This is a genomic window from Corynebacterium timonense (assembly GCF_900105305.1).
GTDB lineage: Bacteria > Actinomycetota > Actinomycetes > Mycobacteriales > Mycobacteriaceae > Corynebacterium > Corynebacterium timonense.
Genome location: NZ_LT629765.1, coordinates 2,449,208 through 2,474,993 on the forward strand (window position 1 = coordinate 2,449,208; position 25,786 = coordinate 2,474,993).

Here is a 25,786-nt window from a genome sequence, read left to right on the forward strand (position 1 = left end):
ACCCGTGAGAGGTCCAGGGAAGAAATGTATCCCGCGACCTGTTCTAAAGGCTCGATGCGCTTCTTGCTCGGCTGAATTTGTCGAGTTTCACCGCGGCTATTCTTTAGGCGAATCATAAATCTTTCCGGTTAGAAGTGGAACCTTGGCGGATGACAGTCAGCCGCCAAGGTATTCGGTTACTAGCACGAGCAACGCATCGGCTCCCAGTTTGCTTCTTCAAGCTCCTGCGGTTCTGCGAAGATATCCATTTTCCCTCCTTTCGAATTGCTTGGGTTGGGTCACAGTATATGCGCAGTTGTTCGGTTTGTCTTCAAAAGCTAACAAATATTTCGGTTGCTTCTGTCAGCGTGGTGTATCTGTGACTGACGACGAGGGCCTTATGATTGTGTGAGGCGGCCACCGCAATACCTTTGTTAGCGACGGTCGAAAAATAGCCCACCAACAAGATTGGATGGGTGATTTCCGTGGAAGAGTGGGCCGAGATAAGGTATCTGCGTCGGAAGGGCCTGTCGATCAGGAGAATCCCGGCCGAAATAGGCTGCGCGAATAAGACGGTGGAAAGGGCGCTGGCCTTAGATGTGGTGTGGGCTGAGGATTGGGACCGTGTGGCTTGAGTGGCTGCGGTGGTGTTTTCTTTCCTCCATTGCGCCGCGAGTCGATTCGGGCTCATGTAGCCCAGCGATGAATGAGGATGGGTGTCATTGTACCGCTTCGACCAGAACCCGATGATCTGCCGGGCCTGCTCGACGTCATCGAACAGATTGTCTTCCAAGACCTCGTCGCGCATCCGGTTGTGAAGCGATTCCACAAAACCGTTATGCCACGGCTGACTAGGAGGAATGAATGCCTGCGCACACTTGTGCTCTTCGGCCCAATCTTGCAGTTTAGGAGCAATAAATTCAGGACAATTGTCCATCCTGAGCACTTTCGGCGCCCCGCGGTCAAGCACGGCAAGATCCAACAGCTCCACCACGGATGCCGCATCAATGAACCTGTCCACCGCGAAAGTCACATGTTGCGCGGTCGTATCTAGTAACACCGTGGTGAGCATCGAGTAACGCATTGGTGAGTATCCAGTAACAGTTCGGGGGAGGATTCTGGTGACCGCGTGACTTCAGGGCACGCGGCGTTACCAGAGGGGTCGGGCCCAACCAATTTTCCGCGCTGAAACGGGCCAAAACAGGCCGACAACACGGCCTACTTCCCAAGCCGAACCGGACCAACTGAGGGTGTCAGGTGTTTTGTGTGTGAGGCTCTGATCCAGAAGGAGTTTCACTGATAATGACTACCGTGTCACCGAAGAAAGGCCATGACCCGAGCAGGGTCAACGAGATCAGCGCGAAGCTGATGGAAAACCCGGAAATCGCCGCACTGATCGGCGAGCTATCGACCTCCGTCGACGATGCCAGCGACCTGGTCAAAGGTCTTTTGCAAGCCTCGATCAACGCAGTGTTGCGACCGGCTATTTGGTAGCAGCGTCGTGACTTTCCGGTAGCGCTTCAGTGAGTATCCGGTAGCAGCTCACAGCGCTCAAGGTGATACTTCCGGTAGCCGCACCACTCGGGTGCGGCTCGTACTGGAAGGAGTCCGCTTATGACGGATTACCGTGCGGTGATGACGCTGCTGATTCGGCAGCGTTCTTACCGCCAGATTGAACACCAGCTCGGATGCTCGCACCGCGCGATTTCACGAGCGAACCAAGCACTGCGAAGCCTTGGTCTGACCACTGTTGAACAGGTCGCGGCGTTGACTGCCGTTTCCGTGTAGTAGGTAGGGGCAATCCGCGTAGTTGGTAGGTGGTTTGCCCCAGGTTTAATGGAGGGTGGGAATGTGGAAAAGGAGCCCTACACATGCCCTCGAAGTACACGCCTTAAGTTGAAGCAGCGCGCCATCGAACTGGTGCTGCACGCGCAAGCTGACCCTGACACGTCTCGCGGTACGATCACCCGCATCGCTGTCGAGCTCGGATTCAGTCAAGGAAACTCTGCGCGGCTGGGTCCGCGCTCATAAACAATCCGGCGCGGCAACCCCGGCTGAATCGGTGGATTGTGCAGCGGAGAACCGCAGACTGCGAGCTGAACTGATTGAAGCGAAGCGCGCCAACGAGATTTTGAAAAGAGCATCAGCTTTTTTCGCGCCCGCGTGCGAGCGCCCACACACGTAGTCGTCCGGTTCATCGACGACAACCGGGAGGAGTTCGGGGTCGAGCCGATTATTCGCGCCTTGGCGGCAACCGAAGCGAAAATCGCCCTGAGCACCTACTACGCCTACAAATCCCGGCCTGAATCATCTCGATCTATCCGCGACCGACAACTACGCAAAGCGTTGCGTGCCATCTACGACGACAACTACTCCTGCTATGGAGCGCGCAAACTATGGGCTGAGATCAATCGCCGAGGCGACGTCGGTCACGTCGCCCGGTGCACCGTTGAGCGCCTCATGGCACTCGAAGGCATCCGTGGTATCCGGCGCCGGAAGAAAAAGCCCTCCACCCGTGAGCGCTGCCCCCGATAACTGCCCATCCGATGTGGTCACACGCGACTTTTGTGTCGATGCGCCGAACCGGCTGTGGGTCGCGGATATCACATACATCCCCACGCGTGTCGGGTGGGTGTACGCCTCGTTCGTCCTCGACGCGTATACCCGGGAGATTGTTGGCTGGCAGATCACCAACCACATGCGCACATCGCTGGCTAAAGACGCACTTGACATGGCCTTGTCAGCGCGCCTGCGCGCCGGTGAAGATGTCTCCGGTCTGATCCATCACTTTAGACAGGGGCGTGCAGTACAGGTCGGTCGTCTACGGAGAGACCTTGGCCCAGTCGCAGGTTATCGCCTCGGTTGGCTCGCAGGGAGACTCCTGAGACAACGCAATGGCAGAAGCGCTGAACTCATCGACCGTAGGACCTGGCCGGGGCTGCGAGATGTTCTCGTCGCGACGTCGACATGGGTCGGCTGGCACAACAACCGTCGTGTGCACTCGGCGCTAGGGTACCGCCCGCCCCGCCAGGCCCATCAGGAATACACCGCCGCGAACACCCAAGCGGCCTAATCGACAACAATAGGACCCTCTACAAAACTCGGGGCTTGACAAAGCCAAACATGCGCCTGACCACCATCGCATAACAACCGGCAACGCCTGAGTGAGATACCGCTACCGGGTACCCACTCAGGCGCTACCAGATACTCACCACACCGCTACCATTTCGGTCTTCTGAACAGATGACGGTCAGAACCATGCTGGGCCATGAACTTGGGCGTCTCAACCCTCTAATCCACCTTAACCCTCAGCAACTGGGAGCCCGCGCGCGTCAACACCGCAAAAATGGGCGCTCTGTGCACGAGATCTGGCGTGAGAAGTTCAAGAATGCAGTGAAAAACTCCAAGGAAGATTTCGTCGCGCATCACCAACGCAAGTACGGCGGTGCTATGCCGATCTGGGCTGCCGTGGAAGTCATGGACTGGGGAATGCTGTCCTACTTGTATGGGATGTCACCGACCCCGGCACGGAACCGCATCGCCGACCAATGCGCGCTGAGCGCTCCTCAACTTGAGTCCTGGCTAAAGTCACTGAATATTCTGCGCAACCTTGCCGCTCACCATGCCCGCATGTTCAATCGTGTCTATGACATCAAACCCAAACTCAATAATGATCCCCGGCTCGTTGCTGTGGCGGGGCAGATGAATCGCGCTTTCGGTCAACTCTCGCTCGTCCAATACCTTCACCGCCAACTGGGATTATCCCCAGCCGATAAGCTACCCACGCTGTTCGACACGTACCCGCACAATCCCATCGTTCCGCTCTTGCGCACCGGAGCACCCGCTGACTGGCAAGACCTTGATCTCTGGCGAAGCTAACTCACGCGCTACGAGGCCAGTGATCACGTCGACGCAGATGGTCGTGTGTCCGTAGGGGGTTGAAGTTCCGCCGGGACGGTTCCCCTTTACCCAGGGTTTGTGGCGGGCGTCCCGCGGCGGCACCTACTGGGGCTGGGAACGATCGTTGATCGCAACCTTGTGGATAGGGTATAGGTTCTCTCCTGCCACAGGTGTGCGGTGGTTGGCCGCGTCCTGCTTCGCGGCAACGACCATCCACGCCAAGGCCTGGAGGGATGTGTCGAGGTTGTCCGGATCGGCGGTGACGGCTGTGGCGTAGTCGGCCCCGCAGACGCTGTCTGCTTGGGTGGACAAGGATCTGGTTGATGAAGTCCTGCAGCATCTGACGCATCAGTTCCGGGGATGTGTGGGCGAGCAGCTCATCAAGGTAGGCGGTCGGGTCGATATGATTGGGTCCAGCGCCCACTCGCGTTGGTTCCTTTCGAGGATAGGTACGAATTGATTCGAAAGGTACTGCGGTGGCCGCCTCACACGTTCATGAGGTCCCTCACCGACAGTCACAGGTACACCACGCTAGCGGACGCAACCAATTTTCCGCGCTGAAACGGGCCAAAACAGGCCGCCAACACGGCCTACTTCCCAAGCCGAACCGGACCAACTACATCAGATCAGACACATCACTTATGAGGCGCAAGCCATCAGGGTCTCATATAACGCCGGAATCCACGACTCCGCTCCGGCACCAGCGGTAGCTCAGTGAATGACACGAGAAGGGTGAACCCCGTTTCGACCCCCACATACGCCAGAAATGCGGGAAGGAGTAAAGCGAGGGAAAAGCTGACGTCAACGCAATTGTTGGTCTGAGCCGAAAAGGTGTAAAACGTACAGCACCCTGTCAGATAGCTGCTTAGTCTGAGAGTGCACTGCACAAAGGCGTTGTGTTTGCTACACTGTGTTATAACGGAGCCGCTCATAACGTGGAAAAACCCACGAACTCTCAGTGGTACGGGTGTTTCTACGCTGTACCCGCAACAGGTTGACCCGGCTTCGTTCGTTCAGGTTTAGTTTCGATAGGGTATGGAGGAAAAGTGATTAATACCCGCAGAGTTTTTGGTTCTTTGGCTACCGCTTCACTTATTGTGTCGTCTCTTTTCACCCCGGCGTTTGCACAAGCAGAGTCCGAAGTGGCTGGACAAACAGCAGAAGGCAGCACGGTTGCCGACGGCACGGAAGCAGATTTTTGGTTTAGATCTGCAGAAGGAACGCGCACGTTCGATGTTGAGAAGAATGTGCTTGTCCCCCATCTGTTGGAGGGAGATACCGTCAAAATTGAGGGAGATGTGATCAACGCGTACAACGCGAAGGGCGAGCTCGTCGCCAGTATCAAGGCGAACCTGCCGCAAGGGATCACTCTTGAATATGACGGCGAGGTCATCTCCGCCTCATCGGCTGACGGCGTTGCGAACCGGTGCATCGAGAATAAGTGGGTGAGCCTTGGAATCAACGTGGCCGCTGACGTGCTTGTTTGCGGGCCTGTCGGACTGGCAACAGGCGGGGTCGGCGGCGCGGCTTGCGGCGCGGCAACCGGTCTAGGCGTAACCGCCGCCAGCTGCTAAAGGAGTACACTACACACGAGCCCAAAAGGATGTGATGCTAAATGAGTTCCTCATCCTCACGCAACGTAGTGAGCGTTACTGAGGGGTGGAGAATCCCTATTGTCGTCTACGCCGTCTATATGGCCTCGGTCATTACCGCGGCGTCGGCACTCGTTAGCTGGTCATTAGAAATTCCGTGGTGGGGTTGGCTGGGCGAGTGGGTCGTGCTCGTTGTCGGCAGCTACGCGTGGATCAAGGTCGCGTCGGAGCCCGGAGACGACGGAACACTCTTCCTCAAGAAGAAGACACTCATCACCTCTGCAGCTATCTTTGCGGCTTTGCTCGTCGCGCTGGTTATCCTCTGGGTTGTGTAGGCGCCGAGGGCGACGTACTGGCAGCATAATGTGGGTGGACCCGAAGTCACGGGCCCACCCACATTTTAGTGTGAAGAATAAAAGATGAATGTGGTGCGGGAGACGCAGAAGCTCTCCACGCTGCTGCTCGCCGGCCGGTTTCCTCGTGCAACAGTGCGCGAAGAAGATTCTGGCCTTTTTCTCCCGCCTCCCTTCGTCCGTTGTGCTAGCGCGCGCGGGCTTCGACCGCTTGCTTTCCGTAGGGGGAGGGAATGGAGGTCTAGGTTGTGGCGGTGTTTTCGTGGGCCAGGAAGTGGTGGTTCTCATTGACAGCATCAACGAAAAAACGCGGGTGAAACGCGTAGCGGACATGAATGCGCACATCGGAGTCTCCCGAGATGAAAGTCATGGTAGAGCCGCCGATGCGCCTAGATGGTGTACTGCCGGCGAACATTCAGTTTGCCGACTGGGTCGCGGCATACGTTACCAGGGCTATTGGGCGGCAGCTGATTGAAGATTCGAGGTATAGGTGGATCTCGTCGGGCCAGCTGAATGAAACCGTCTATGGGTCGTTTACCCATGAGTCCAAGCTCCACTCCCACAGCCGATCTGTCCCAGATCTTCCCCACAGCGAAATCTGTACCCTTCCCAGTCTGGTGTGTCTCTACAGAAACGTAGTGCGCCGGATCAAAGCTGCTGCGGGCCGTCACCACGGGGGCGGAAACCGAGAGTGGTGATTCGAAACGGTGTAACGAGGCGGCATGGACCGTTTCAATTACCCGGCTCGCCGAGGGATTTCTATCCCGGGAGTAAGACCGATACTCCGGCGAGAAATTCGTCTGCGATCGCGTGACAAGCCCGTTCCACGGAATGTGCCAGAGGGTCAGCTGACGCGAAAGGATGCGGCCCAGCGCGAGCCCCATGCTTGCGCGTATGACGTGCAGGCTTTTCGACGCTCGTTCTTGCCGTAACCGCAGCTAAATGCGCAGCATTTCCCACGAACCTCACTCCCCGCCAAAAAACTTCCCCGCCACCCGCCGCGCGGCGGCAGACAGCCGCTCCACCACCTCGGCGCGCTGCGCGTCGTCGCGGCTGCCGGCCTCGAAGGTGGCGGCAAGCGCTGCGGCGGGCCGGCCCAGGTGGTCGACGAGCGCCACGGCGAGCGATTCCTGGCCGCGCGAGACCTCCTCGCGCTCCTCCTCCCACCCGCGCTCGCGGGCCAGCGCGAGGCGCCCGGTGAGGGCGCGGTAGGAACGCTGCTCGCCGGAGGTGGAGAAGATCGCCTTGACCTCCGGTTCCGGCAGGTGGGCGACCATGACGCGCCCTGAGGCCGTCGATAAGGCGGGGAGGCGAACGCCGACCTCGGTGACCAGCGAGACGGCGCGGGGCGCGCGGGCCTCGTGGAGGTAGACGACCTCGGAGCCCGCCAGGCGCGACAGGTGCGTGGAGCCGCCCACGAGAACGGCGATGGTCTCGAGGTCCTTCGCCGCGAAGCGCACGAGCGGCTGCTGCGTGGTGTAGGCGCTGGCCATGCGGTAGGCGGCCAGGCCGAGGCCGTAGGTGCCGGGGCCGGGCAGGTGCACCACAAAGCCGGAGTCTTGCAGCTCCGCGAGCAGGTGGTACGTGGATGAGCGAGGCAGGTCGAGCGCGCGCTGGATACGCGCGGCGGACAGGGGCGCGTCGCTGGAGGAGAGCAGCGTGAGGATGCGCAGGACGTTGTGCGCGGCGGGGACCTGGGGAGTGCTCACACCCTCCCTTGTACATCCCCGGGGCGGCGGTGTGTGAGACTTAGCCGTGTGACACACGGAAGGATGGACAGACGTTGAGTACCGCACGCACGCCCCGCCGCACCGGTTTTTCGGCCCGCCACCTGCACTTTATCGCGCTCGGGTCGGCGATTGGCACGGGCCTGTTCTACGGCTCCGCGGGCGCGATCCAGGCGGCGGGGCCCTCGGTGCTGCTGGTCTACCTGCTCGGCGGGGCGGTGGTGTACTTCATGCTGCGCGCGCTCGGCGAGATGGCGGTGCGCCACCCCGTCACCGGTTCCTTCGCCGAGTACACGCGCGCTCATCTCGGCGGGGCGGCCGGCTACCTGACGGGTTGGATGTTCGCCTTCGAGATGGTCATCGTCGCGCTGGCGGACCTCACCGCCATCGGCATCTACATGGGGTTCTGGTTCCCCGACGTCTCGCGGTGGGTGTGGGTCGTGGTCGCGCTGCTCATCGTGGGCGCGGCCAATCTGGCGTCGACACGCGTGTTCGGCGAGCTGGAGTTCTGGTTCACCATCGTGAAGGTCGGCGCGGTGATCGCGATGATCGTCGCCGGCGCCGCCGTGCTCGTTTTCGGGCTGGCGGGCACGGAGAGCACCGGCCCGCAGAACCTGGTCAACGACGGCGGCTTCTTCCCCAACGGCGTCGGCGGCATGGTCTCGGCGTTCATCCTCGTGCTTTTCGCCTTCGGCGGCACCGAGATCATCGGCGTGGCGGGCGCGGAGGCGCAGGACCCGGACCGCGCGATCCCCAAGGCGATCAACACCGTGCCCGTGCGCATCCTGCTCTTCTACGTGCTCGCGATCCTGGTGATCCTCATGATCAACCCGTGGCGCACCATCACGGGCGAGGAGTCGCCCTTCGTGCAAATCTTCTCCGCCCTCGGCGTGAACTGGGCCGCCGGCCTGCTCAACGTCGTGGTGATCACCGCGGCGCTGTCCGCCATCAACGCCGACACCTTCGGCGCCGGGCGCGTGCTCACCGGCCTGGCCCGGCAGCAGCTCGCCCCGCGGGTCATGGCCACGACGGTGCGCGGCGTGCCGGTGATGACCACCGTTATCCTGCTCGCCGTCATGGCCATCGGCGTCGTGCTCAACGCGCTCATCCCCGAGTCGGTTTTTGCCATCGTCGCCTCGCTGGCCACCTTCGCCACGATCTTCGTCTGGCTCATGATCCTGCTCGCGCACCTTGCTTCTCGACGCCACATGGGCCGCGCCGAAGCCTCCGAGCTGACCTACCGCGTCCCGTTGTGGCCCTGGGGCCAGTACTTCTCCGTCGCCTTCATCCTGTTCACCTTCGGCATCATGGCGTGGCTGCCCGAATACCGCCTCTCCCTCGCGGTGGGGGTGGCCTTCAGCGTGATTTGCGTGGCGGCCTACTACGCCACCGGCCGCCACCGCATCGACGGGATCAACGACCCGACCCCGGGTGCGCGGGCGGAGGTACTCTAGCGCCATGGCAGAACTCTTTACCCCCGCCACCGCCTGGTCGGGCCGCGACGACGGCCCCGGCCCACAGCACGCGAGGTGGCACAGCGTCATCGACACATCGAATGCCGGGCGCTGGCGCGACGCCGTCGCGCTGCTCGGCTTCGCGAGCGACGAGGGCGTGGCCCGCAACGGCGGCCGCCCGGGCGCGGCGGCCGGACCGGAGGCGCTGCGCGCGGCGCTCGGCGGGCTCGCGGTCCACCACCCCTGGCCGCTTGTCGACGCCGGCACGGTGACCACCCAGGGCGAGGACCTCGAGGGCGCGCAGGCCGAGGTGAGCGCCCGGGTGCGCGAACTCGCGGTCGGCGGCAACCTCGTAGTCGTGCTCGGTGGCGGGCACGAGACCTCCTTTGCCACCCACCGCGGCGTTGTCGAGGCCCTCGGGCCGCTGCAGGTGATCAACTTCGACGCGCATTTCGACCTGCGCCAGGCGGACCGGCCGACCTCGGGCACGCCGTTTCGCCAGATCGCGGAGCTGGTGGGGGACGACTTCGACTACTCCGTCTTCGGCATCTCCGAGCCGAACAACACGCCCGTGCTGTTCGACGCCGCCCGCGACCTCGGCGTGCGCACTGTCCTCGACGTGGAGCTCGCCGAGCTGAGCCCCCGCGAGTGCGCCCGCGCCGCCGCCTCCGCGGTGGCGGGCAGCGCGCCGATCCACCTGAGCATCGACCTCGACGTGCTCCCCGCCGCGGTCGCGCCGGGGGTTTCAGCCCCGGCGGGTTTTGGCGTCGCGGCGGAAAAGCTGCGCGCCATGGTCACCGCCGTCGCCGCCACGGGCCGGGTCGCGCTCGTCGACGTCGTCGAGCTCAACCCGCAGTACGACGTGGACAACCGCACGGCGAAAGTGGCGGCGCGCCTCATCCACGACATCGTCGACGCGCATGTGAGGGCAGTGGCTGCCGGCTAGGTCTGTGATGGCGGGCACAAAATTTGTGCCGAAAACGCCCCGGCGGCCTGGGCGGAAGAATATATTGAGGGGCAATCTTCCAGCGATTGCCCCTTTCCCTTCCCCTAAGGAGGTCCCGTGGACGGGATTCTTTCTACCCTCAACGACCTGATCTGGTCGAACTGGCTGGTGTACTTGTGCCTCGGCGCGGGCGCGTACTTCACCCTCGCTACTGTCTTCCTGCAGATCCGCTGCCTGCCCGACATGATCAAGCAACTCGCGCAGGGCGAGAAGTCCGAGTCGGGCATCTCCTCCTTCCAGTCGCTCATGATCTCGCTCGCCGGCCGCGTCGGCGTGGGCAACATCGCGGGCGTGGCCACGGCCATCGCCTTCGGCGGGCCCGGCGCCGTGTTCTGGATGTGGCTCGTGGCGCTGCTCGGCTCGTCGACCTCCTTCGTCGAGTGCACCCTGGCGCAGATTTACAAGGAGAGGGACCAGGACACCGGCGAGTACCGCGGCGGGCCCGCCTACTACATTGAGAAGGCCTACCGCCACACCGCGGCGCGCCCCTTCGCTGTGGTCTACGCGATCGTCTTCGCCGTGGCGATGATCCTGGCCACCTCCTACTTCCTGCCGGGCATCCAGGCCAACGGCGTCTCCGCCGCGCTGACGAACGCTTGGTCAGTGCCCGCGTGGGTGTCCGCGACCGTCATGGCCGTGCTGCTCGGCGTCATCATCGTCGGCGGCGTCAAGCGCATTGCTACCTTCGCCTCGTTGGTGGTCCCGTTCATGGCGCTGATCTACATCATCGTCGCCATCGTCGTCCTCTTCGCCAACGCCTCCCAGATCCCGGAGGTCTTCGGGCTGATCTTCAACGCCGCCTTCGACCGCGAGGCCGTCTTCTCCGGCATGCTCGGCGTGGCCATCATGTGGGGCGTCAAGCGCGGCATCTACTCCAACGAGGCAGGCCAGGGCACCGGCCCGCAGTCCGCCGCCGCCGAGGTCTCGCACCCGGCGAAGCAGGGCTTCGTTCAGGCCTTCGCGGTCTACGTGGACACCCTCTTCGTCTGCTCCGCGACCGCCTTCATCATCATCTCCACCGACATGTACAAGGTCTTCGAGGGCGAGTCTGAGGACGGAGCTGTGCGCTACGCCGGTTCGCTTCCCGACGGCATCCCCGTCGGCCCGGGCTTCGTCCAGGCGGGCCTGGACTCCTTCGCCTCGGGTATCGGTCCCTCCTTCGTGGCCCTGGCCATCATGTTCTTCGCCTTCACCACCGTGCTGGCCTACTACTACATGGCCGAGGTGAACTTCACGTACCTCAACCGGTGGGTGCGCAACGAGACGGCGCGTCGCGTGCTCATCTGGGCGCTGCGCGTGCTCATCGTGGTCTCCGTGTTCGTCGGCGCGACGAGCACCCCGGGCGCGGCCTGGATGCTCGGCGACATCGGCGTCGGCTCCACCGCGTGGCTGAACATCGTGGCCATCCTGGTCCTCCAGGTCCCTGCCCTGAAGTGCCTGTGGGACTACCGCCGGCAGAAGAAGGCGGGCCTGGACCCGCAGTTCGACCCGGAGGCGCTGGGCATCAAGAACGCCGACTTCTGGGTGGCGCGCAAGGCCGAGATGGTCGCCAACGGCACCTGGCCCACCGCGGGTGATCCCACTGTGAAGGAAGCCGTCTAGCGCAGCGCGCTAAACAGCGCCTCAGCGGCAGCGTCGTCCCACAGGATGACGCTGCCGACTTCTGTGTCGGCGAAGCCGCCGACGGGCACCGTCTCGGTGGTCAGCCCGCCGCGCAGCGCGAGGGGGATGCGCGCGAGGTTCCAGATGTGGTCGTCGGTATTGACGGTGACCACCCGCGGCGCCGCCGAGACCAGCCGCACGAGGTGGAGCGGGTTGAGCAGGACGGCGGGGGAGAACACCCGGTCGATCAGCGCCGCCATGAACTCGCGCTGGCGCTGCACCCGGTCGAGGTCGCCGAGCGCGGTGGCGCGGGTGCGCACGTAGCCAAGCGCGGTGGGCCCGTCCATGCGCTGGCAGCCCGGCTGGAGGGAGATGTTGGCCAGCGGGTCGTCGATCGGCTCGGCGACGCAGATGTCGACCCCGCCGACGGCGTCGACCACCCCGGCGAGCCCGCCCATGCCGATCTCCGCGTAGCGGTCGACGCGCAGGCCCGTGGCCTGCTCGACCGTGGCGGTGAGCAGCGCCGGACCGCCGTAGGAAAACGCGGCGTTGATCTTGTCGTAGCCGTAGCCGGGGACCTCGACGTAGGAGTCGCGCGGGATGGACACGAGCGTCGGCTGGCCGCGCAACGGCAGGTGCAGCAGCATGATCGTGTCGGTGCGGGTGCTGCCGATGTCGCCGCCGGTGCCCAGGCGTGCGGCGTCCTCCTCGCTGAGGCCCACGCGCGAGTCCGAGCCGACGAGCAGCCAGTTCGTCCCCGCGGTGTTGGCGATGCGCTCCTGCGGTAGCGCGTTGACGCGGGTGAGGCGGGCGTCGGTCAGCAACACCCCGGCGACGATGAGCGCGAGGATGAGCGCGAGGGAGGCGACGCACCCCGGCAGGGCGCTGCGGCGGCGCCGCGGCCGCCTGCGCGGCGGGGGAGGCGCGGCCGGCCGGGAGCGGGCCACCCGCATGGGCGCCTCGGGGGGCCGGCGCGGCTCGTAGCGGGTCTGCTCTGGCGGCATGTGCTGCTGGGGCCGGCGCCGGGGTTCCGGCCGGGGCGCGCTTTCCCGGCGGCGCACCGGCCGGCCGTAGCGGTCGACGACGGGCCGGCCGTCCTTACCCACGACGTAGTCCCCGAGGTTGTCCCGGGGGTCGTTGGAGCGGGGCGTATGTGACATGCGCTTAGCCTAAACCACCCCTCACAACCCGAGCCAGGACAGGTCGAGCAGTTGGTAGCCGAGGTAGGCGACGGCGTCGATGAGGAAGTGGCCGAGCACGAGCGGCCAGATCCGGCCGGTTTTCTGGAAGTAGGCGGCGTAGACGACGCCCATGACGATGTTGCCGAGCCCGGCGGATACGCCCTGGTAGAGGTGGTAGCTGCCGCGCAGCACCGCGGACGCCGCGATGGCTCCAGCGGGCGCCCACCCGAGCTGTTTCAGCCGCGTCACCAGCCACAGCACCACCACGACCTCCTCGCTGAAGGCGTTGGCCGCCGACCAGAGCAGAAGGGTGGGCAGCTGAGCGGCGTCGGTGGCGACGACAACCTCGCGCGTCCACCCGAACTGCAGCGCGGCGACGTACAGGGCGAGCCCGGGCAGCCCGATCACCGCCGCCAGGGCGGCCCCGCGGGGCCAGTCGCGTAGCGACGGCACACCGATCCGCCTTTTCAGTAAGTAAAGCGCGAGCGCTCCCCAGGCGGCGAGGGTGATCGCGCTCGTGGCCTGGAGGGCGAGGTCGAGCCAGGAAACGCTCGATTGGGCGTCGTTGAGCGTGACGGCCTGCTCGTTGAGAGGGGCGGGGGCGAGGAGGCCGTCGATAAGCCGCAGCGCGGCGCGTAGGCCGGAGGTGCCGAAGGTGATCGCGAGGACGATGAGGATCTCGATGATGATCTCTGCGCGCAGCCGGCGGTCGGTGGTCATGCGCTAACTTTAAGCCATGACGCGGATCAGCTACCTGGGGCCAGCGGGGACGTTCACGGAGCAGGCGGTGTGGGCCTTCGGCATCGCAGACGCGGAGGCGGTACCCGTGGACTCGCCCGCCGCGGCGCTGGACGCTGTGCGCTCCGGCGCGTCGGAGTACGCCGTCGCCGCCATCGAAAGCTCGGTCGACGGCACGGTGACCACCACCTCGGATGCGCTTGTCGCGGCGCCGGGGGTGCAGATCTACGCGGAGACGGAGCTCGACATCGCCTTCGCCATCATGACCCGCCCCGGCGAGCCGCTCGGCGCGGCGCGGCGCCTGGCCTCGCACCCCGTGGCGTACCAGCAGGTCAAGGGCTGGGTCGCCGAACACATCCCCGGGGTGGAGTTCCTTCCGGCGCCCTCGAACGGGGCCGGGGCGCGCATGGTCGCCGACGGCGAGGCCGACGTGGCGGCGGCGCCGCGCCGGGCCGCCGAGCTGCTCGGGCTGAAGGTGCACGCCGACGGCGTCGCCGACCTCGAGACGGCGCGCACCCGCTTCCTGCTCGCGGGCCGGCCCGGGGCGCCCGCCGCGCGCACGGGAAACGACCGCACCAGCATTGTCGTGCAGATGCCCAACGAGCCGGGCACCCTCGTTGCGGTCTTGCAGGAGTTCGCCTCCCGGGGCGTGGACTTAAGCCGCATCGAATCGCGACCGACCCGGAAGGTGCGCAACACCTACGACTTCCACGTGGACATCGTGGGCCACATCGACGACGAGCCGGTCGCGGAGGCGCTGCGGGCGGTGTACCTTCGGGCCTCGAAGATTGTGTACCTCGGGTCCTGGCCCCGAGCCAGCGGCGCCGGGACGCCGGTTGACCAGCGCCGCCTCGACGACGCCCGCGCGTGGGTCGAGCGCGCGCGGAAGGGACAATAGATGCTTATCCTGCTGCGCCACGGCCAGACCTTTTCCAACGTGGACCGCAAGCTCGACACGCTCGTGCCCGGGGCCGAGCTCACCGAGCTGGGCCGCGAGCAGGCGCGCGCCGCCGGGGCGGAGATCCTCCGGGAGTACGCCGTGGACCGCGTGATCACCTCCGAGGCGCTGCGCGCGCGGCAGACCGGGGCCATCGGCTTCGGCGAGGCCTTCGCCGACATCCCCGCGGTGCCCGGCCTGCAGGAGGTCCACGCCGGGCGCTGGGAAATGATGAACACCCGGGAGGCCCACGAGGCCTACCACGGCGCCTTCCGCGGGTTCTACCGCCGCGAGATGAGCTCGCTGATCGACGACGGCGATTCCCTCGATTCCTTCCTCACCCGCTACCGGGCCGGCCTGGAGCCGTGGGTGGACCGTGACACCACCACCGTGGTGGTCAGCCACGGCGGAGCCATCCGCGCGTTCGCGGCCAACGCCGCCACGATCGACCCGGGCTTCGCCGAGGAGTCCTACCTGCCGAACTGCACCTACGTGGTGCTCGACCCGGTGGGGGAGTTCGGCTCCTGGCGGGTGGACAAGTGGGCGGAGTACCCGCTGGGGTAGCGCTAGCCCCACCCCAGCTCGTGGAGGGCGTCCTCCTCCATGCCGAAGTAATGCCCGACCTCGTGGAACACCGTGACTTTCACCTGCTCGCGCAGCTCCTCGGCGTCGCGGCACATGGCCTCGAGGGCGTCCTTGTAGATGAACACGGCGCTGGGCAAAAAGCCGGCGTGGTTCGCGTGCTGCTCGGGCAGCGGCACGCCCTCGAAAAGGCCAAGCAGCGAGGGGACCTCCTCGTTGGCCGGGCGGGCCAACACGACCAGGTTGGTCATGGCGCTGGCGAAGGGCTCGGGGATCTCGTCGAGGGCGTCGTCGATGAAACCCTCGAACTCCGCGTCGCTGACCGGCCGCATCACGGCGCGGGCTCCGTCGACGGCGCGGGAGACGGCAACGGCGAGGCGTCCGAGTCGGAGCGCAGGGGGCGGCGCTCGGGCCGTTCGGGTGGCGGGTTGCCGTCGATACGCAGCGTCTCGCGCCCGCCCTGGGCGGAGCCGGTGAGCGTGGCAAACTCCCCGTCGCGGGAGAACACGAGAGCGCAGTTCACGCTGCGGGAGCCGCCTTCCCAACTGGCGGCCGTCAGCGTCGTCCAAAACGGCTGCAAGGCGACCTGGTACAGGTTCTCCTCCCCACCGAGGTAGTCGTGCGCGGCGTCCGTGCAGACGTCGCCGAGGTAGGTATCTTGCTCCTCGACGCTCGGCGTGTGGTCGGGGAAGACCTCGTTGAGGCTGGCCACGGAGGTGATCTCCAGGTGGTGCGGCTCGGCACAGTCGACCGGGGCGACGGAGTTCGAGGCGTCGATCGCGGCGCACTGCCCGGCGGGAAGGACGCGGGCCTGGTCCTGGGCGGCGGCGTTGCCGCTCGTCAGCAACGGCGCGCCGGAGGCGTCGGGCACCTGCAGGCCGCACAGCATCGTGCGGTCCCCGTCCGCCCAGGAATCGGCCGGGGGCAGGATCGAGGCGATGGTGTAGCGCCCGTTCGGGTCGTAGACGCCGTCGAGGTAGCGCACCGTGGCCGCCCCGCAGAGCTCCTCGCGCAGCTGCGCCTGCCGCGTCGGGTTCGGCGGCTCTGCCTCGGGGCCGAACTCGGAGGAGGGGAAGGTGGCCAGATCCTCGCGGGCGGAGACCTCGAAGCGGTGCTCGCTGGCGCACGGGGTCTGTTCGAAGCCCGTGATGCTGCCGTCCTCGGCGACGCCCCAGGTCAGGCACGTTCCGGCGTCGGCGGTGGTGAAAGGCGCAGCCGGCTGCACGCCCGACGACGGAGGAGCTGATTCTTGTGCTGGTCCTGTCGCGCCTGGCTCGGCGGGCGAGTCGGACACGGCGGCATAAGAAGCCGCCCCCACGGCCCCCGCGAGGAGGGCGAGGAGGGCGGCCCGGGCACCGGTCGTTGCAGAAGCCATGCGCCCATTCTGCCTTACGGCCTGCCCACCCGGGCGTTGAGGCGGTAGCGGTCGGTGCGGTAGACGGAGGCGCACAGCTCGATGTTGTGGGGGCCGCTGCGGGCGTGGCGCAGGATGTGTAAGAGGGCGGCGCCGGGGGGGACGTCGAGAAGCGGCGCGTCGGACTCGCCGGCGTTGACGGCGGTCACGGTCTGGTCGGCCTCGGTGACGCCCAGCCCGTAGTCCTGCTCAAGGAGCGTGTACACGGAGGTGTCCACGTCGTGGTCCAGCAGGTCGGGCACGAGCGTGGCGTTGTACCAGGCGTCGTCGATGGCGTAGGGCTCGCCGTCGCCCAGGCGCAGCCGCCGCAGGTGGATGTGCGGCGTGCCGGGGTCGGTGCCAAAGAAGTCCGAGACCTGCGCGGGCGCGGGCGCGCGCTCGGCGAGCAGGATCGTGGACGACGCCTGCACCTTCTGCGCCTCCATCTCGTCGGAGAAGCTGGCCAGGTGGAGGTGGCTGACCAGCGGGCTCGGGGCGACAAAGGTGCCTTTGCCGCGGATGCGACGCAGCTTGCCCGCGGCCACGAGGTCGCCGATGGCGCGGCGCACGGTGATGCGGCTGACACCGTAGGTCTCCTCCAGGGCGCGCTCGCCGGGGATGGGGTCGCCGGGGGAGAGCTCCTCGTCGCACATCTGCTCCAGGATGAGGCGCAGCTGGGCGTGCTTGGGCACAGGTCCGTCGGAGATCCGCATGGCCCCATCCTACTCCGGTGGTTATGACCAGCCCAGCGGGCGAGGGAACCGCTAGAGTGTGAAGGCGTGATTGATCTGAAGTTTCTGCGTGATAACCCCGACATCGTCCGCGACTCCCAGCGGGCGCGCGGCGAGGACCCGAACCTCGTCGATCAGCTGATTGCCGCGGACGAGGTGCGCCGCACCTCTATCCAGGCCGCGGACGAGCTGCGGGCGGAGCAGAAAGCCTTCGGCAAGAAGATCGGGCAGGCCGCCCCCGAAGACCGCCCCGCCCTGCTCGAGGGCTCCAACGAGCTGAAGGAGCGTGTCAAAGCCGCCGAGGCGGCGCGGGAGGAGGCCGAGGAGCAGGTCCGGCGCCTGCAGTACTCCCTTCCGAACGTGGTGGAGGGCGCCCCCGCCGGCGGCGAGGAGGACTTCGTCGTCCTCGAGCACGTCGGCGAGGTGCCCGAGTTCGACTTCGAGGTCAAGGACCACCTCGACCTCGGCGAGGCCCTCGGCATTATCGACGTCAAGCGCGGCACGAAGGTCGGAGGCGCGCGCTTTTACTACCTCGTCGGCGACGGGGCCTGGATGCAGCTGGGCATGCTCATGCTCGCCGCGCAGAAGGCCCGCGAGGCCGGGTTCACGGTGATGGTCCCGCCGGTGCTCGTGCGCCCGGAGATCATGCAGGGCACCGGCTTCCTCGACCAGCACGACGAGGAGATCTACTACCTCGAGCGCGACGATCTCTACCTCGTGGGCACCTCCGAGGTCGCGCTGGCCGGCTACCACCGCGACGAGATCATCGACCTGAGCGACGGGCCTATCCTCTACGCGGGGTGGTCCTCCTGCTTCCGCCGCGAGGCCGGCTCCTACGGCAAGGACACGAAGGGCATTTTGCGCGTGCACCAGTTCGACAAGCTGGAGATGTTCGTCTACTGCGAACCGCAGCAGGCGAAGGAGATGCACCAGAAGCTGCTCGGCCTCGAGCGCGAGATGCTCGACGCCATCCAGGTGCCGTACCGCATCATCGACATCGCCGCCGGCGACCTCGGCTCCTCCGCGGCCCGCAAGTTCGACACCGAGGCGTGGGTGCCCTCCCAGAACACCTACCGGGAGCTCACCTCCACCTCGAACTGCACGACGTTCCAGGGGCGCCGCTTAGCGACACGCTACCGCGACGCCGAGGGCAAGACCCAGCCCGTGGCCACCCTCAACGGCACCCTGGCTACGACGCGCTGGCTGGTGGCCATCCTGGAAAACAACCAGAACGCCGACGGCTCCGTCACGGTGCCCGAAGCGCTGCGCCCGTGGGTGGGCAAGGAAGTGTTGGTGCCCTGATGCCTCGCCGCGAAGGAATCTTCGTCGTCGACCCCGACTACGCGGCGGCGCCCGACCACCCCGTCGAGTCCACGGAGCGCTTCTACCAGCGCGTTGTCCGGGCCGCCAAGGCCGTCTTCCGCGCTCAGGGGACCACGACCACGCTGCACGGCACCGACAACCTCCCCCTCGAGGGTGGCGCCCTGCTGGCCATCAACCACACCGGCTGGTTCGATTTCATCTTCGCCGGGATGGGGCCGCACCTGCGGGGCCGGCGCCTCGTGCGCTTCATGGCGAAGGCCGAGGTCTTCCCCATGCCGGTGATCGGCTGGCTCATGCGCGGCATGAAGCACGTGCCGGTGGACCGCTCCGCGGGCGCGAGCGCTGTGGACGCGGCGGTGGAGTGCCTCGAGGACGGCGGCCTCGTGGGCATTTTCCCGGAGGGCACTATCTCGCGCTCCTTCGAGCTGTCCGACTTCAAAACAGGCGGCGCCCGCATCGCCCAGCGCGCGGGTGTCCCGCTCATCCCCTGCGTCATCTGGGGTTCCCAGCGGATTTGGACGAAGGACCTGCCCCGGCGCCTAGGCCGCACGCACACCCCGGTGATCGTGCGCTACGGCGCCCCGGTGTCCACCGAGGGCACGCCGGAGGAGGTCACCGCCCGACTCAAGCGGGCGATGAGCGAGCTGCTCGACGCCTCCCGCGAGGAGTACGCGCGGGAGTTTGGCCCCTTCCCGAGCGGCGAGCGGTGGATGCCGACCTCCCTCGGCGGCTCCGCCCCCACGCCCGAGGAGGCGGAAGAGATCTACGCCCGCGAGAAAGAAGCCCGCGCGAGCAAGAAAAAGAAGAAGGCGTGATGCACCCGTGGCCCCACGGCTGATCATCAGCGACATCGACGGCACGTTTCTCACCAGCAGCGGCCGCGTGACCCCGCGGCTGCGCGACGTGGTCACGCGCGCCGTGCGCGCGGGCGCCTATTTCGGGCTCGCCACGGGCCGACCGCACCGCTGGCTCATGCCGGTGCTGGACCAGCTTCCGTTGGCGCCGGTGTGCGTCTGCGCCAACGGCGCCGTGGTGTACGACCCGAGCTCGGACACGATCCTGCACTCGTTCGAGCTCGAGCCCGCGGTGATGCGCGATCTCGTGGACGCGGTCGACTCCGTCATGGACCCGCTGGGCCTGCCTCACGGCTACGCGGTCGAGCGCGTCGGCCAGTCCGCGCTCGACCCGGAGGAGGAGGTCTTTGTGGTGACCCCGAGCTACAACCCGAACTCGGAGAAGATCGGTTTCGGGGTCGCGCCCATCGCCGAGCTTATCGACGTCCCCGCGGCCAAACTCCTCGTCCGCTGCCCGCAGCTCTCCGCCGCGGAAATGTTCGACCTGCTCGCCCCGGTCATCGACCCGGAGGCGGCCCACCTCACTTACTCCATGAACGAGGGCCTCATCGAGCTGTCCTGCCCGGGAGTGACTAAGGCAACCGGCGTGTCCATCTTGGCCGCCCGCTACGGGGTGGAGGCGCACGAGGTGATCAGCTTCGGCGACATGCCCAACGACTGCGAGATGCTCGCCTGGTCCGGCATGGGTGTGGCGATGGGCAACGCCGCCCCCGCGGCGGTGGAGGCCGCCGACCACGTCACCGCCACCAATGACGAGGACGGCGTGGCGCAGGTGCTGGAGCGGTGGTTTTAGGGCGTCCCACGGGTCACCGACGCGGGGATGGTGCGGAAAAAGCGAGGGGTGCCTGCGCATAACTACTGAGTGGCTGCGTCTGAGTGGCTCCGTCGTGAGGTAACTCAGGTGAGCGAGAGCCGTCAAGGCTGGGCACAATGGACAGCGCCACATGAGGAAGCGAGAGGGTGACGGCGCAGCCCCCAGAAAACCGCGACAGATCCTGCGGCAGGTGTGTGAAAAATGTAGGACCGCGATTTCCGGATTGAGGAGTTGGGGCTAACGCGTCTGCGCACTTCGGCCATTGCAGCTCCATCAGGACGACAGGCTGCCCGCGCACAGGAGCCGGGGAGACCAACGCCTTTGCCCGTTTGGCCTCACCCCGGCACTCCCGAGGCGATCCAAACGAACGATTCGGGTCGATCACAAGATGTGCAGCCTCTCGCCAGTACTCGGGCGTGAACTTCTTTCGCGATCGACTCACAATAAATGTCCACTCCTTCGGCACGACATCTGCACAACCCGGGCGACCGCCAGACGTGGGCGACCCCGCTGATGAGTCTCGTCCCGTGTGGCTGCGACCGCGAGGCGTCCCTCTAACTCAGAGTGCCCCACTTGTACGTTTCCTCCAGCACCTGGCCGTATCTAATGTTATCTATCTGTTTCAGTCGGGTCATGCGCATAACGTCGTAGACACCTTCGTCGAAATGGCCCGCGTACAGGACAACAACGGAAAACCTCTTATCGATGACCATCTCATGCCATCGTCCAATACGGACGAAATCGTCATCGCTGTAACTGATGATGCGAAGGTAACGATCCTGCGCCACCGTGAACGAACGGGGATAGAAATACGAACGATGATCGTTCCAGCTTTCTCCCCAGAATTCCGGGAAGGAATCAGGAAGTAGAAGCGAGTGTGGATCTGTCGGCCCGGGAGTAAGTGCTCTTACAGGAACGATTCTGCCGTCCTCAACCGTGGGGCCGAGATGTCGCAGGAACACGCCATTGAGGTAGATCGAGTAGTCCGATTGTCCCGGGTGCGCTTCGACGTGGAAGCGTTCTGCGGGGTGATCCGGTGGATCTGTGTACACGCAGTCGAAGGAAACGATCGAACTCGTGTTTCTCGTAAGCAGAGTACGCAGGACTCCCTCTCTTAGAGGGTCGGCGTACTCGTGGAAAGATGAGATCTCTTGGCTGGTGCAAAAATCATCCCAAAATGGGCTATAGAACATGGACCCTTCCGTTCATCAAGGTCGGTCAATTTTAGTTTGGTCCTCTACTACTTCGGGGAAAGTACACAGGTCTGAAAAGTATGTGTACTGGGGACATTTGTAGCGACCCAAAGCGAATCTCAGGCCACCATACTGTCCCTCATGGGTTGCGTCCGTTGGCGTGGTGTATCTGTGACTGTCGGTGAGGGGCCTCATGAATGTGTGAGGCGGCCACCGCCGTACCTTTCGAATCAATTCCAATATCTCCTCGAAAGGAATAACCGCGAGTGGGCGCTGGACCCGATCATATCGACCCGACCGCTTACCTTGATGAGCTGCTCGCCCACACATCCCCGGATCTGATGCGTCAGATGCTGCAGGATGTCATCAACCAGATCCTTGTCCACCCAGGCCGACAGCGTCTGCGGGGCTGACTACGCCACCGTCAGCGACACCCGCACCAACCACCGAAACGGCTACCGCTACCGCGACCTGGACCTTCGTGTGGGCACCATCGACGCGAGAATTCCGAAACTTCGCCACGGATCATTCTTCCCTTCACTGGCTGCCCTCGCGCCGCTTAAGGGCAGAACGCGCCCTGGCCACCGTCTTAGCCACCTGCTACCTCACAGGGGTCTCTACCCAGGACTTGACCACGTCCTGCGGCCGGGGTTTCCTAAACTATCGGCTATGCCGTACATCGCCGCCATTGACCAGGGGACGACCACGACGCGGGTTGTCGTGACCACCACCGCGGGCCGGGTCGTCTCCCAGGCCCAGTTCGAGCACGCCCAGATCATGCCGCGGCGGGGCTGGGTGGAGCACGACCCAGTAGAAATCTGGCGCAACACCCGCCGCGCGCTCGCCCAAGCACTGGCGGACAAAGACATTGACGAAAGCGACATCGCCGCGCTCGGCATCACCAACCAGCGCGAAACGGCGGTTGTGTGGGACAAGGCGACCGGCACACCGGTCTACAACGCGATCGTCTGGCAGGACACCCGCACCAACCACGACGGCGACGTTACCCGCTACCTCAAGAAGACGGGCCTTTTGCACAACTCGTACCCGGCGGGCCCGAAGTGGGCGTGGATCTTGGACAACGTCGAGGGCGCGCGCGAGCGGGCGGAGCGCGGCGAGCTGCTCGCGGGCACGATCGACACCTGGCTGATCTGGAACCTCACCGGCGGGGCGAAGGAGCCGGACACGGCGGTGCACTTCACGGACGTGACCAACGCTAGCCGCACGCTGTTGATGGACCTGAACACCCTGGACTGGGACGAGGCGCTGTGCTCCGAGATTGGGGTGCCGCGGGCGATTCTGCCGGAGATTCGGGCGTCGATAGGCGAGTTCGCGCGCGTGCGTCACCGCGGCCCCTTCGCAAACACGCCGATCACGGGGGTGCTCGGCGACCAGCAGGCGGCGCTCTACGGGCAGGGGTGCCTGGGCGAGGGCGATGCGAAGATGACGTACGGAACGGGTCTGTTCATGCTGCTCAACACGGGTGGCGAGGTGCAGTACAGCGACAACGGGATGCTCAGCACCGTGGCCTACCAGCGCGCCGGTCAGGCGCCGGTGTACGCGTTGGAGGGCTCGGTGGCCGTGGGTGGCTCGCTCATCCAGTGGCTGCGCGACCAGCTGGGCATCCTGCGCACGGCGGCCGAGTCGGAGACGCTCTCCCGCCAGGTCGACGACAGCGCCGGGGTGGTCATCGTCCCGGCGTTTTCCGGCCTGTTCGCCCCGCGTTGGCGGCCGGACGCGCGCGGGGTCATCACCGGGCTGACGCGCTTTACCGACAGGCGCCACATCGCCCGCGCCGCGCTGGAGGCCACGTGCCTGCAAACGCTCGAGGTGGTCAGGGCGATGGAGCAGGACGCGGGGATGGGCATCGACGAGTTGCGCGTCGACGGCGGCATGACCGACAACGACCTGCTCATGCAGATGCAGGCGGACGTTCTCGGTGCGCTCGTGGTGCGCCCGGGAAACATCGAGACGACGGTGATGGGCGCGGCCTCGGCGGCGGGGGTTGGGGCATCGCTTATCGAGGCCCCCCTGCCCCTCGGGGAGTCCACCCGCTGGGAGCCCGCGATGGACGGCACCGAGCGCGATGGCCTCGTTGCGGCGTGGCAGGACGCGGTGCAGCGTTCTTACGGGTTGGGGTAGGCGATGCGGGCATACGACACGGTGATGGCGTGGGTGACGTCGCGCCTGCGCAGCGGTGAGCTCAGCATCGGCGACCACCTGCCCAGCGAGCGCGCGCTCGCTGAGGAGCTGGGCGTGTCGCGCAACTCTCTGCGCGAGGCGTTGCGCGTACTCGAGGCAATGGGGATGTTGCAGTCCGCCACCGGCTCCGGCCCGCGCTCGGGCACGGTGCTCACCGCCGCGCCGGAGCAGGCCCTCGGCCTCGCGCTGAGCCTGCAGCTGGCCAGCAGCCAGGTCGCGCCAGAGCACGTCTTCCGCGTCCGGCTGCTGCTCGAGTGCGCAGCGATGCGCAGCAGCGACCCCGCCACGCTCGACCTGGAGCATGTGCGGGGCATCCTCGAGCAGATGGATCAGCCCGACCTGAGCATCGAGGGCTTTTTGCTTCTCGACGCCCAGTTCCACGTCGCCCTCTCCCGCGCCGCCTCGAACCCCCTCCTGAGCGCACTCATGGGCGCGCTGCGCCGGGCGATTTCAGATCACACCGTGGAGCTCTCGCGCTCCCTGCCCGACTGGCCAGCGACGGCGCGACGGCTGCGCCGCGAGCACGCCGAGATTCTTGAGGCGCTGCTCTCCGCCGGCGGCGACGAGGCTGCTGGCCTCCTGGAACGCCACATCGTCGGCTACTACGAGGAGACTCACCGGCCCAGGCCGGAAATGTGACGGATCTCCCGTTGACTTTCTCGCCGACGGGAAGTATTGACAGCGAAACCTCCGTTCGCTACGTTCTGTGGTTCAACCACATGGTAGGGCCACATCGTGACGAGCGACACGCCCTGGCGTGTGGTGTCTTCGCCCCACTGATCCCGACACAAGGAGAATGCAATGGTGACAACTCACCCCACGCCTGCCTCGTCGCAGGCGGCCCCGCCGAAACTGAACTGGCGCGTCATCGTTGGCAGCCTCAGCGGCAGCACCGTGGAATGGTTCGACTTCCTCGTCTACGGAACCGTGGCCGTCCTGGTGTTCAACCACACCTTTTTCGTGACCGACAGCGAGTTCCTTTCCACCATGTTCTCCATGGCATCGTTCGCGCTCACCTTCTTCTTCCGCCCCATCGGCGGCATGATCTTCGCCCACATCGGCGACCACATCGGACGAAAGAAAACCCTCTTCATCACCCTCATGCTCATGGGCGGCGGCACGGTCCTCATCGGCCTGACTCCCGATTACAACAGCATCGGTATCGCTGCCCCGCTCCTGCTCATCTTCTTCCGCATCCTGCAGGGCATTGGCATCGGCGGCGAGTGGGGCGGCGCGCTGCTGCTGGCCTACGAGTACGCGCCGAAGAAGCACCGCGGCCTCTACGGCGCCATCCCCCAGATGGGCATCAGCCTGGGTATGCTGCTCTCCGCCGGGTTCGTCGCCCTGCTCGCCCTGATGCCCACCGAGGCCTTTATGAGCTGGGGGTGGCGCATCCCCTTCGTCAGCAGCGTCGTCCTCGTCGGCATCGGCATGTTCGTGCGCAGCAAACTGGAGGAAACACCCGACTTTCAGAAGGTGAAGGACTCGGGGGCTGTGGTCAGGCTGCCCATCGCTGTGGTCATGCGCGACCACTGGCGCGCCGTGCTCGTCTCCATCGGCGCCAAGGCCGCCGAGACTGGGCCGTTCTACATCTTTGGCACGTACATCATCGCCTACGCCACCGGCGTGCTCGACGCCCGCCGCGACATCGTGCTCAACGCGGTCGCCGCTGCCGCGCTCGTGGCCACGATCTGGATGCCCATCTTCGGGGAGATCTCCGATCGCGTTCCCCGCGCCACCCTGTACCGCATCGTCACTGTGCTCACCATCCTTTACGCATTCCCCTACTACATCGTGCTGAACAGCGGCACCACCACCGCGCTGTTTACCACCACCATCGTCGGCTTCGGCCTGTTGTGGGGCAGCGTCAACGCCATCCTCGGCACCATGATCGCCGAGAGCTTCAGCCCTGAGATCCGTTACTCGGGCGCCACCCTCGGCTACCAGCTCGGCGCCGCGGTCTTCGGCGGCACCGCGCCGCTCATCGCCACGGCGCTCAAAGAATGGTCCGGCGGCGAGTGGTGGCCCATCAGCGTCTACGTCATCGCCTGTGCAACCCTGGGGTTCATCGCCTCCTTCTTTGTTACCCGTGTCGCGCACGTGGAGGAGCGCGCCGAGGCGTAGCGCCCGCGCGGCTTCGCACTAAAAACGGAACTCCCAATAACCACGATTTCCCGCGAGCGGGGTGGTTATTGGGAGTTCTGTTTTTAGGGTGTGGCGGGGCC

The 25,786-nt window shown here is 65.5% G+C and carries 24 protein-coding genes, 4 pseudogenes and 1 other annotated feature; of the genes and pseudogenes, 19 read left to right on the forward strand and 9 right to left on the reverse strand.

Going from position 1 to position 25,786, the window contains the following annotated elements:
- Positions 1–310: 310 nt before the first annotated feature.
- Complete coding sequence (locus BLT81_RS12845) at positions 311–1,063, reverse strand: integrase core domain-containing protein (protein ID WP_019194845.1); 753 nt, start codon at positions 1,061–1,063, stop codon at positions 311–313.
- A gap of 218 nt (positions 1,064–1,281) precedes the next feature.
- Between BLT81_RS12845 and BLT81_RS11645 the strand changes: the two are divergent.
- The 5 genes and pseudogenes from BLT81_RS11645 to BLT81_RS11660 form a co-directional block, all read left to right on the forward strand.
- Positions 1,282–1,455, forward strand: a pseudogene (locus BLT81_RS11645) (IS256 family transposase); the annotation flags it as partial.
- A 138-nt stretch (positions 1,456–1,593) separates the two neighbouring features.
- Entirely contained in the window at positions 1,594–1,767 is a 174-nt protein-coding gene (locus BLT81_RS12850) for a hypothetical protein (protein WP_019194843.1), read from the forward strand.
- A 357-nt stretch (positions 1,768–2,124) separates the two neighbouring features.
- Positions 2,125–2,253 (forward strand) — a sequence feature (AL1L pseudoknot).
- Entirely contained in the window at positions 2,143–2,514 is a 372-nt protein-coding gene (locus BLT81_RS11650) for an IS3 family transposase (protein ID WP_172812407.1), read from the forward strand. Its footprint overlaps the feature before it by 111 nt.
- Positions 2,495–3,052, forward strand: coding sequence for a DDE-type integrase/transposase/recombinase (locus BLT81_RS11655; RefSeq protein WP_172812408.1), 558 nt, complete (start codon positions 2,495–2,497; stop codon positions 3,050–3,052). Before BLT81_RS11650 ends, BLT81_RS11655 begins: the two co-directional genes overlap by 20 nt.
- Before the next feature lie 179 nt (positions 3,053–3,231).
- Positions 3,232–3,858: pseudogene (locus tag BLT81_RS11660) on the forward strand (Abi family protein); the annotation flags it as partial.
- Between the two features lie 285 nt (positions 3,859–4,143).
- Here the strand turns inward: BLT81_RS11660 and BLT81_RS12855 are convergent.
- A pseudogene (locus tag BLT81_RS12855) lies at positions 4,144–4,303 on the reverse strand (IS256 family transposase); the annotation flags it as partial.
- Positions 4,304–4,925: 622 nt separating this feature from the next.
- On the opposite strand from BLT81_RS12855, the gene BLT81_RS11670 reads away from it, so the two are divergent.
- Together BLT81_RS11670 and BLT81_RS11675 are read left to right on the forward strand one after the other, a co-directional pair.
- Complete coding sequence (locus BLT81_RS11670; RefSeq protein WP_196794478.1) at positions 4,926–5,453, forward strand: hypothetical protein; 528 nt, start codon at positions 4,926–4,928, stop codon at positions 5,451–5,453.
- Between the two features lie 41 nt (positions 5,454–5,494).
- Entirely contained in the window at positions 5,495–5,806 is a 312-nt protein-coding gene (locus BLT81_RS11675) for a hypothetical protein (protein WP_019194839.1), read from the forward strand.
- 983 nt (positions 5,807–6,789) lie between these two features.
- Here the strand turns inward: BLT81_RS11675 and BLT81_RS11685 are convergent.
- The gene (locus tag BLT81_RS11685; protein WP_019194837.1) at positions 6,790–7,533 is read right to left on the reverse strand and encodes an IclR family transcriptional regulator; all 744 of its coding nucleotides are present in this window, start codon (positions 7,531–7,533) and stop codon (positions 6,790–6,792) included.
- 74 nt (positions 7,534–7,607) lie between these two features.
- Here BLT81_RS11685 and BLT81_RS11690 point away from each other — a divergent pair, with 74 nt between their 5' ends.
- The 3 genes from BLT81_RS11690 to BLT81_RS11700 all read left to right on the forward strand — a co-directional run bounded on the left by BLT81_RS11690 (position 7,608) and on the right by BLT81_RS11700 (position 11,613).
- Complete coding sequence (locus BLT81_RS11690; protein WP_019194836.1) at positions 7,608–9,005, forward strand: amino acid permease; 1,398 nt, start codon at positions 7,608–7,610, stop codon at positions 9,003–9,005.
- 4 nt (positions 9,006–9,009) lie between these two features.
- Positions 9,010–9,951: a formimidoylglutamase gene (gene hutG, locus BLT81_RS11695; protein ID WP_019194835.1), complete on the forward strand. Its 942-nt coding sequence runs from the start codon at positions 9,010–9,012 to the stop codon at positions 9,949–9,951.
- Between the two features lie 117 nt (positions 9,952–10,068).
- Entirely contained in the window at positions 10,069–11,613 is a 1,545-nt protein-coding gene (locus BLT81_RS11700; protein WP_019194834.1) for an alanine/glycine:cation symporter family protein, read from the forward strand.
- Here the strand turns inward: BLT81_RS11700 and BLT81_RS11705 are convergent.
- Together BLT81_RS11705 and BLT81_RS11710 are read right to left on the reverse strand one after the other, a co-directional pair.
- A complete protein-coding gene (locus BLT81_RS11705) occupies positions 11,610–12,773 on the reverse strand; it encodes an LCP family protein (protein WP_083337285.1) in 1,164 nt (387 codons plus the stop codon). The two genes, BLT81_RS11700 and BLT81_RS11705, sit on opposite strands and share 4 nt — an antisense overlap.
- 21 nt (positions 12,774–12,794) lie before the next feature.
- A complete protein-coding gene (locus BLT81_RS11710) occupies positions 12,795–13,514 on the reverse strand; it encodes a CPBP family intramembrane glutamic endopeptidase (RefSeq protein ID WP_019194832.1) in 720 nt (239 codons plus the stop codon).
- A gap of 16 nt (positions 13,515–13,530) precedes the next feature.
- Between BLT81_RS11710 and pheA the strand changes: the two genes are divergently transcribed.
- A complete protein-coding gene (gene pheA / locus BLT81_RS11715) occupies positions 13,531–14,430 on the forward strand; it encodes a prephenate dehydratase (protein WP_019194831.1) in 900 nt (299 codons plus the stop codon).
- On the forward strand, positions 14,431–15,033 hold the full coding sequence (locus BLT81_RS11720) for a histidine phosphatase family protein (protein ID WP_019194830.1): 603 nt from the start codon (positions 14,431–14,433) through the stop codon (positions 15,031–15,033). It abuts the gene before it with no gap.
- A gap of 2 nt (positions 15,034–15,035) precedes the next feature.
- On the opposite strand, the gene BLT81_RS11725 is transcribed toward BLT81_RS11720, so the two are convergent.
- The 3 genes from BLT81_RS11725 to BLT81_RS11735 are packed head-to-tail and all read right to left on the reverse strand — an operon-like array spanning position 15,036 to position 17,157.
- Positions 15,036–15,383: a metallopeptidase family protein gene (locus BLT81_RS11725; protein ID WP_019194829.1), complete on the reverse strand. Its 348-nt coding sequence runs from the start codon at positions 15,381–15,383 to the stop codon at positions 15,036–15,038.
- Complete coding sequence (locus BLT81_RS11730; protein WP_081582989.1) at positions 15,383–16,426, reverse strand: septum formation family protein; 1,044 nt, start codon at positions 16,424–16,426, stop codon at positions 15,383–15,385. Before BLT81_RS11730 ends, BLT81_RS11725 begins: the two co-directional genes overlap by 1 nt.
- 14 nt (positions 16,427–16,440) lie before the next feature.
- The gene (locus BLT81_RS11735) at positions 16,441–17,157 is read right to left on the reverse strand and encodes a GntR family transcriptional regulator (protein WP_019194827.1); all 717 of its coding nucleotides are present in this window, start codon (positions 17,155–17,157) and stop codon (positions 16,441–16,443) included.
- Positions 17,158–17,223: 66 nt separating this feature from the next.
- On the opposite strand from BLT81_RS11735, the gene serS reads away from it, so the two are divergent.
- Genes serS through BLT81_RS11750 form a run of 3 tightly spaced genes read left to right on the forward strand, consistent with a single transcriptional unit; the run spans position 17,224 to position 20,145 of the window.
- Positions 17,224–18,477, forward strand: coding sequence for a serine--tRNA ligase (gene serS, locus BLT81_RS11740; RefSeq protein WP_019194826.1), 1,254 nt, complete (start codon positions 17,224–17,226; stop codon positions 18,475–18,477).
- Positions 18,477–19,313, forward strand: coding sequence for a lysophospholipid acyltransferase family protein (locus tag BLT81_RS11745; RefSeq protein WP_019194825.1), 837 nt, complete (start codon positions 18,477–18,479; stop codon positions 19,311–19,313). The genes serS and BLT81_RS11745 overlap by 1 nt, the downstream gene beginning before the upstream one ends.
- Positions 19,314–19,320: 7 nt before the next feature.
- Positions 19,321–20,145: an HAD family hydrolase gene (locus BLT81_RS11750; protein ID WP_019194824.1), complete on the forward strand. Its 825-nt coding sequence runs from the start codon at positions 19,321–19,323 to the stop codon at positions 20,143–20,145.
- Between the two features lie 575 nt (positions 20,146–20,720).
- Here the strand turns inward: BLT81_RS11750 and BLT81_RS12860 are convergent.
- On the reverse strand, positions 20,721–21,218 hold the full coding sequence (locus BLT81_RS12860; protein ID WP_155860870.1) for a hypothetical protein: 498 nt from the start codon (positions 21,216–21,218) through the stop codon (positions 20,721–20,723).
- A 407-nt stretch (positions 21,219–21,625) separates the two neighbouring features.
- On the opposite strand from BLT81_RS12860, the pseudogene BLT81_RS12865 reads away from it, so the two are divergent.
- The 4 genes and pseudogenes from BLT81_RS12865 to BLT81_RS11775 all read left to right on the forward strand — a co-directional run.
- Positions 21,626–22,005: pseudogene (locus BLT81_RS12865) on the forward strand (transposase); the annotation flags it as partial.
- 23 nt (positions 22,006–22,028) lie between these two features.
- On the forward strand, positions 22,029–23,501 hold the full coding sequence (glpK, locus tag BLT81_RS11765) for a glycerol kinase GlpK (RefSeq protein WP_019194822.1): 1,473 nt from the start codon (positions 22,029–22,031) through the stop codon (positions 23,499–23,501).
- Positions 23,502–23,504: 3 nt separating this feature from the next.
- A complete protein-coding gene (locus BLT81_RS11770) occupies positions 23,505–24,200 on the forward strand; it encodes a FadR/GntR family transcriptional regulator (protein ID WP_019194821.1) in 696 nt (231 codons plus the stop codon).
- A 162-nt stretch (positions 24,201–24,362) separates the two neighbouring features.
- The gene (locus tag BLT81_RS11775; RefSeq protein ID WP_019194820.1) at positions 24,363–25,685 is read left to right on the forward strand and encodes an MFS transporter; all 1,323 of its coding nucleotides are present in this window, start codon (positions 24,363–24,365) and stop codon (positions 25,683–25,685) included.
- The last annotated feature ends 101 nt before the right edge of the window (positions 25,686–25,786 follow it).

Bases quoted from the DNA above. Each gene is read 5' to 3' on its own strand.
- BLT81_RS12845 (WP_019194845.1), bottom strand. From the start codon at position 1,063: ATGCGTTACTCGATGCTCACCACGGTGTTACTAGATACGACCGCGCAA.
- BLT81_RS12850 (WP_019194843.1), top strand. From the start codon at position 1,594: ATGACGGATTACCGTGCGGTGATGACGCTGCTGATTCGGCAGCGTTCT.
- BLT81_RS11675 (WP_019194839.1), top strand. From the start codon at position 5,495: ATGAGTTCCTCATCCTCACGCAACGTAGTGAGCGTTACTGAGGGGTGG.
- hutG (WP_019194835.1), top strand. From the start codon at position 9,010: ATGGCAGAACTCTTTACCCCCGCCACCGCCTGGTCGGGCCGCGACGAC.
- BLT81_RS11705 (WP_083337285.1), bottom strand. From the start codon at position 12,773: ATGTCACATACGCCCCGCTCCAACGACCCCCGGGACAACCTCGGGGAC.
- BLT81_RS11710 (WP_019194832.1), bottom strand. From the start codon at position 13,514: ATGACCACCGACCGCCGGCTGCGCGCAGAGATCATCATCGAGATCCTC.
- pheA (WP_019194831.1), top strand. From the start codon at position 13,531: ATGACGCGGATCAGCTACCTGGGGCCAGCGGGGACGTTCACGGAGCAG.
- BLT81_RS11720 (WP_019194830.1), top strand. From the start codon at position 14,431: ATGCTTATCCTGCTGCGCCACGGCCAGACCTTTTCCAACGTGGACCGC.
- BLT81_RS11725 (WP_019194829.1), bottom strand. From the start codon at position 15,383: ATGCGGCCGGTCAGCGACGCGGAGTTCGAGGGTTTCATCGACGACGCC.
- BLT81_RS11730 (WP_081582989.1), bottom strand. From the start codon at position 16,426: ATGGCTTCTGCAACGACCGGTGCCCGGGCCGCCCTCCTCGCCCTCCTC.
- BLT81_RS11735 (WP_019194827.1), bottom strand. From the start codon at position 17,157: ATGCGGATCTCCGACGGACCTGTGCCCAAGCACGCCCAGCTGCGCCTC.
- BLT81_RS11745 (WP_019194825.1), top strand. From the start codon at position 18,477: ATGCCTCGCCGCGAAGGAATCTTCGTCGTCGACCCCGACTACGCGGCG.
- glpK (WP_019194822.1), top strand. From the start codon at position 22,029: ATGCCGTACATCGCCGCCATTGACCAGGGGACGACCACGACGCGGGTT.
- BLT81_RS11770 (WP_019194821.1), top strand. From the start codon at position 23,505: ATGCGGGCATACGACACGGTGATGGCGTGGGTGACGTCGCGCCTGCGC.
- BLT81_RS11775 (WP_019194820.1), top strand. From the start codon at position 24,363: ATGGTGACAACTCACCCCACGCCTGCCTCGTCGCAGGCGGCCCCGCCG.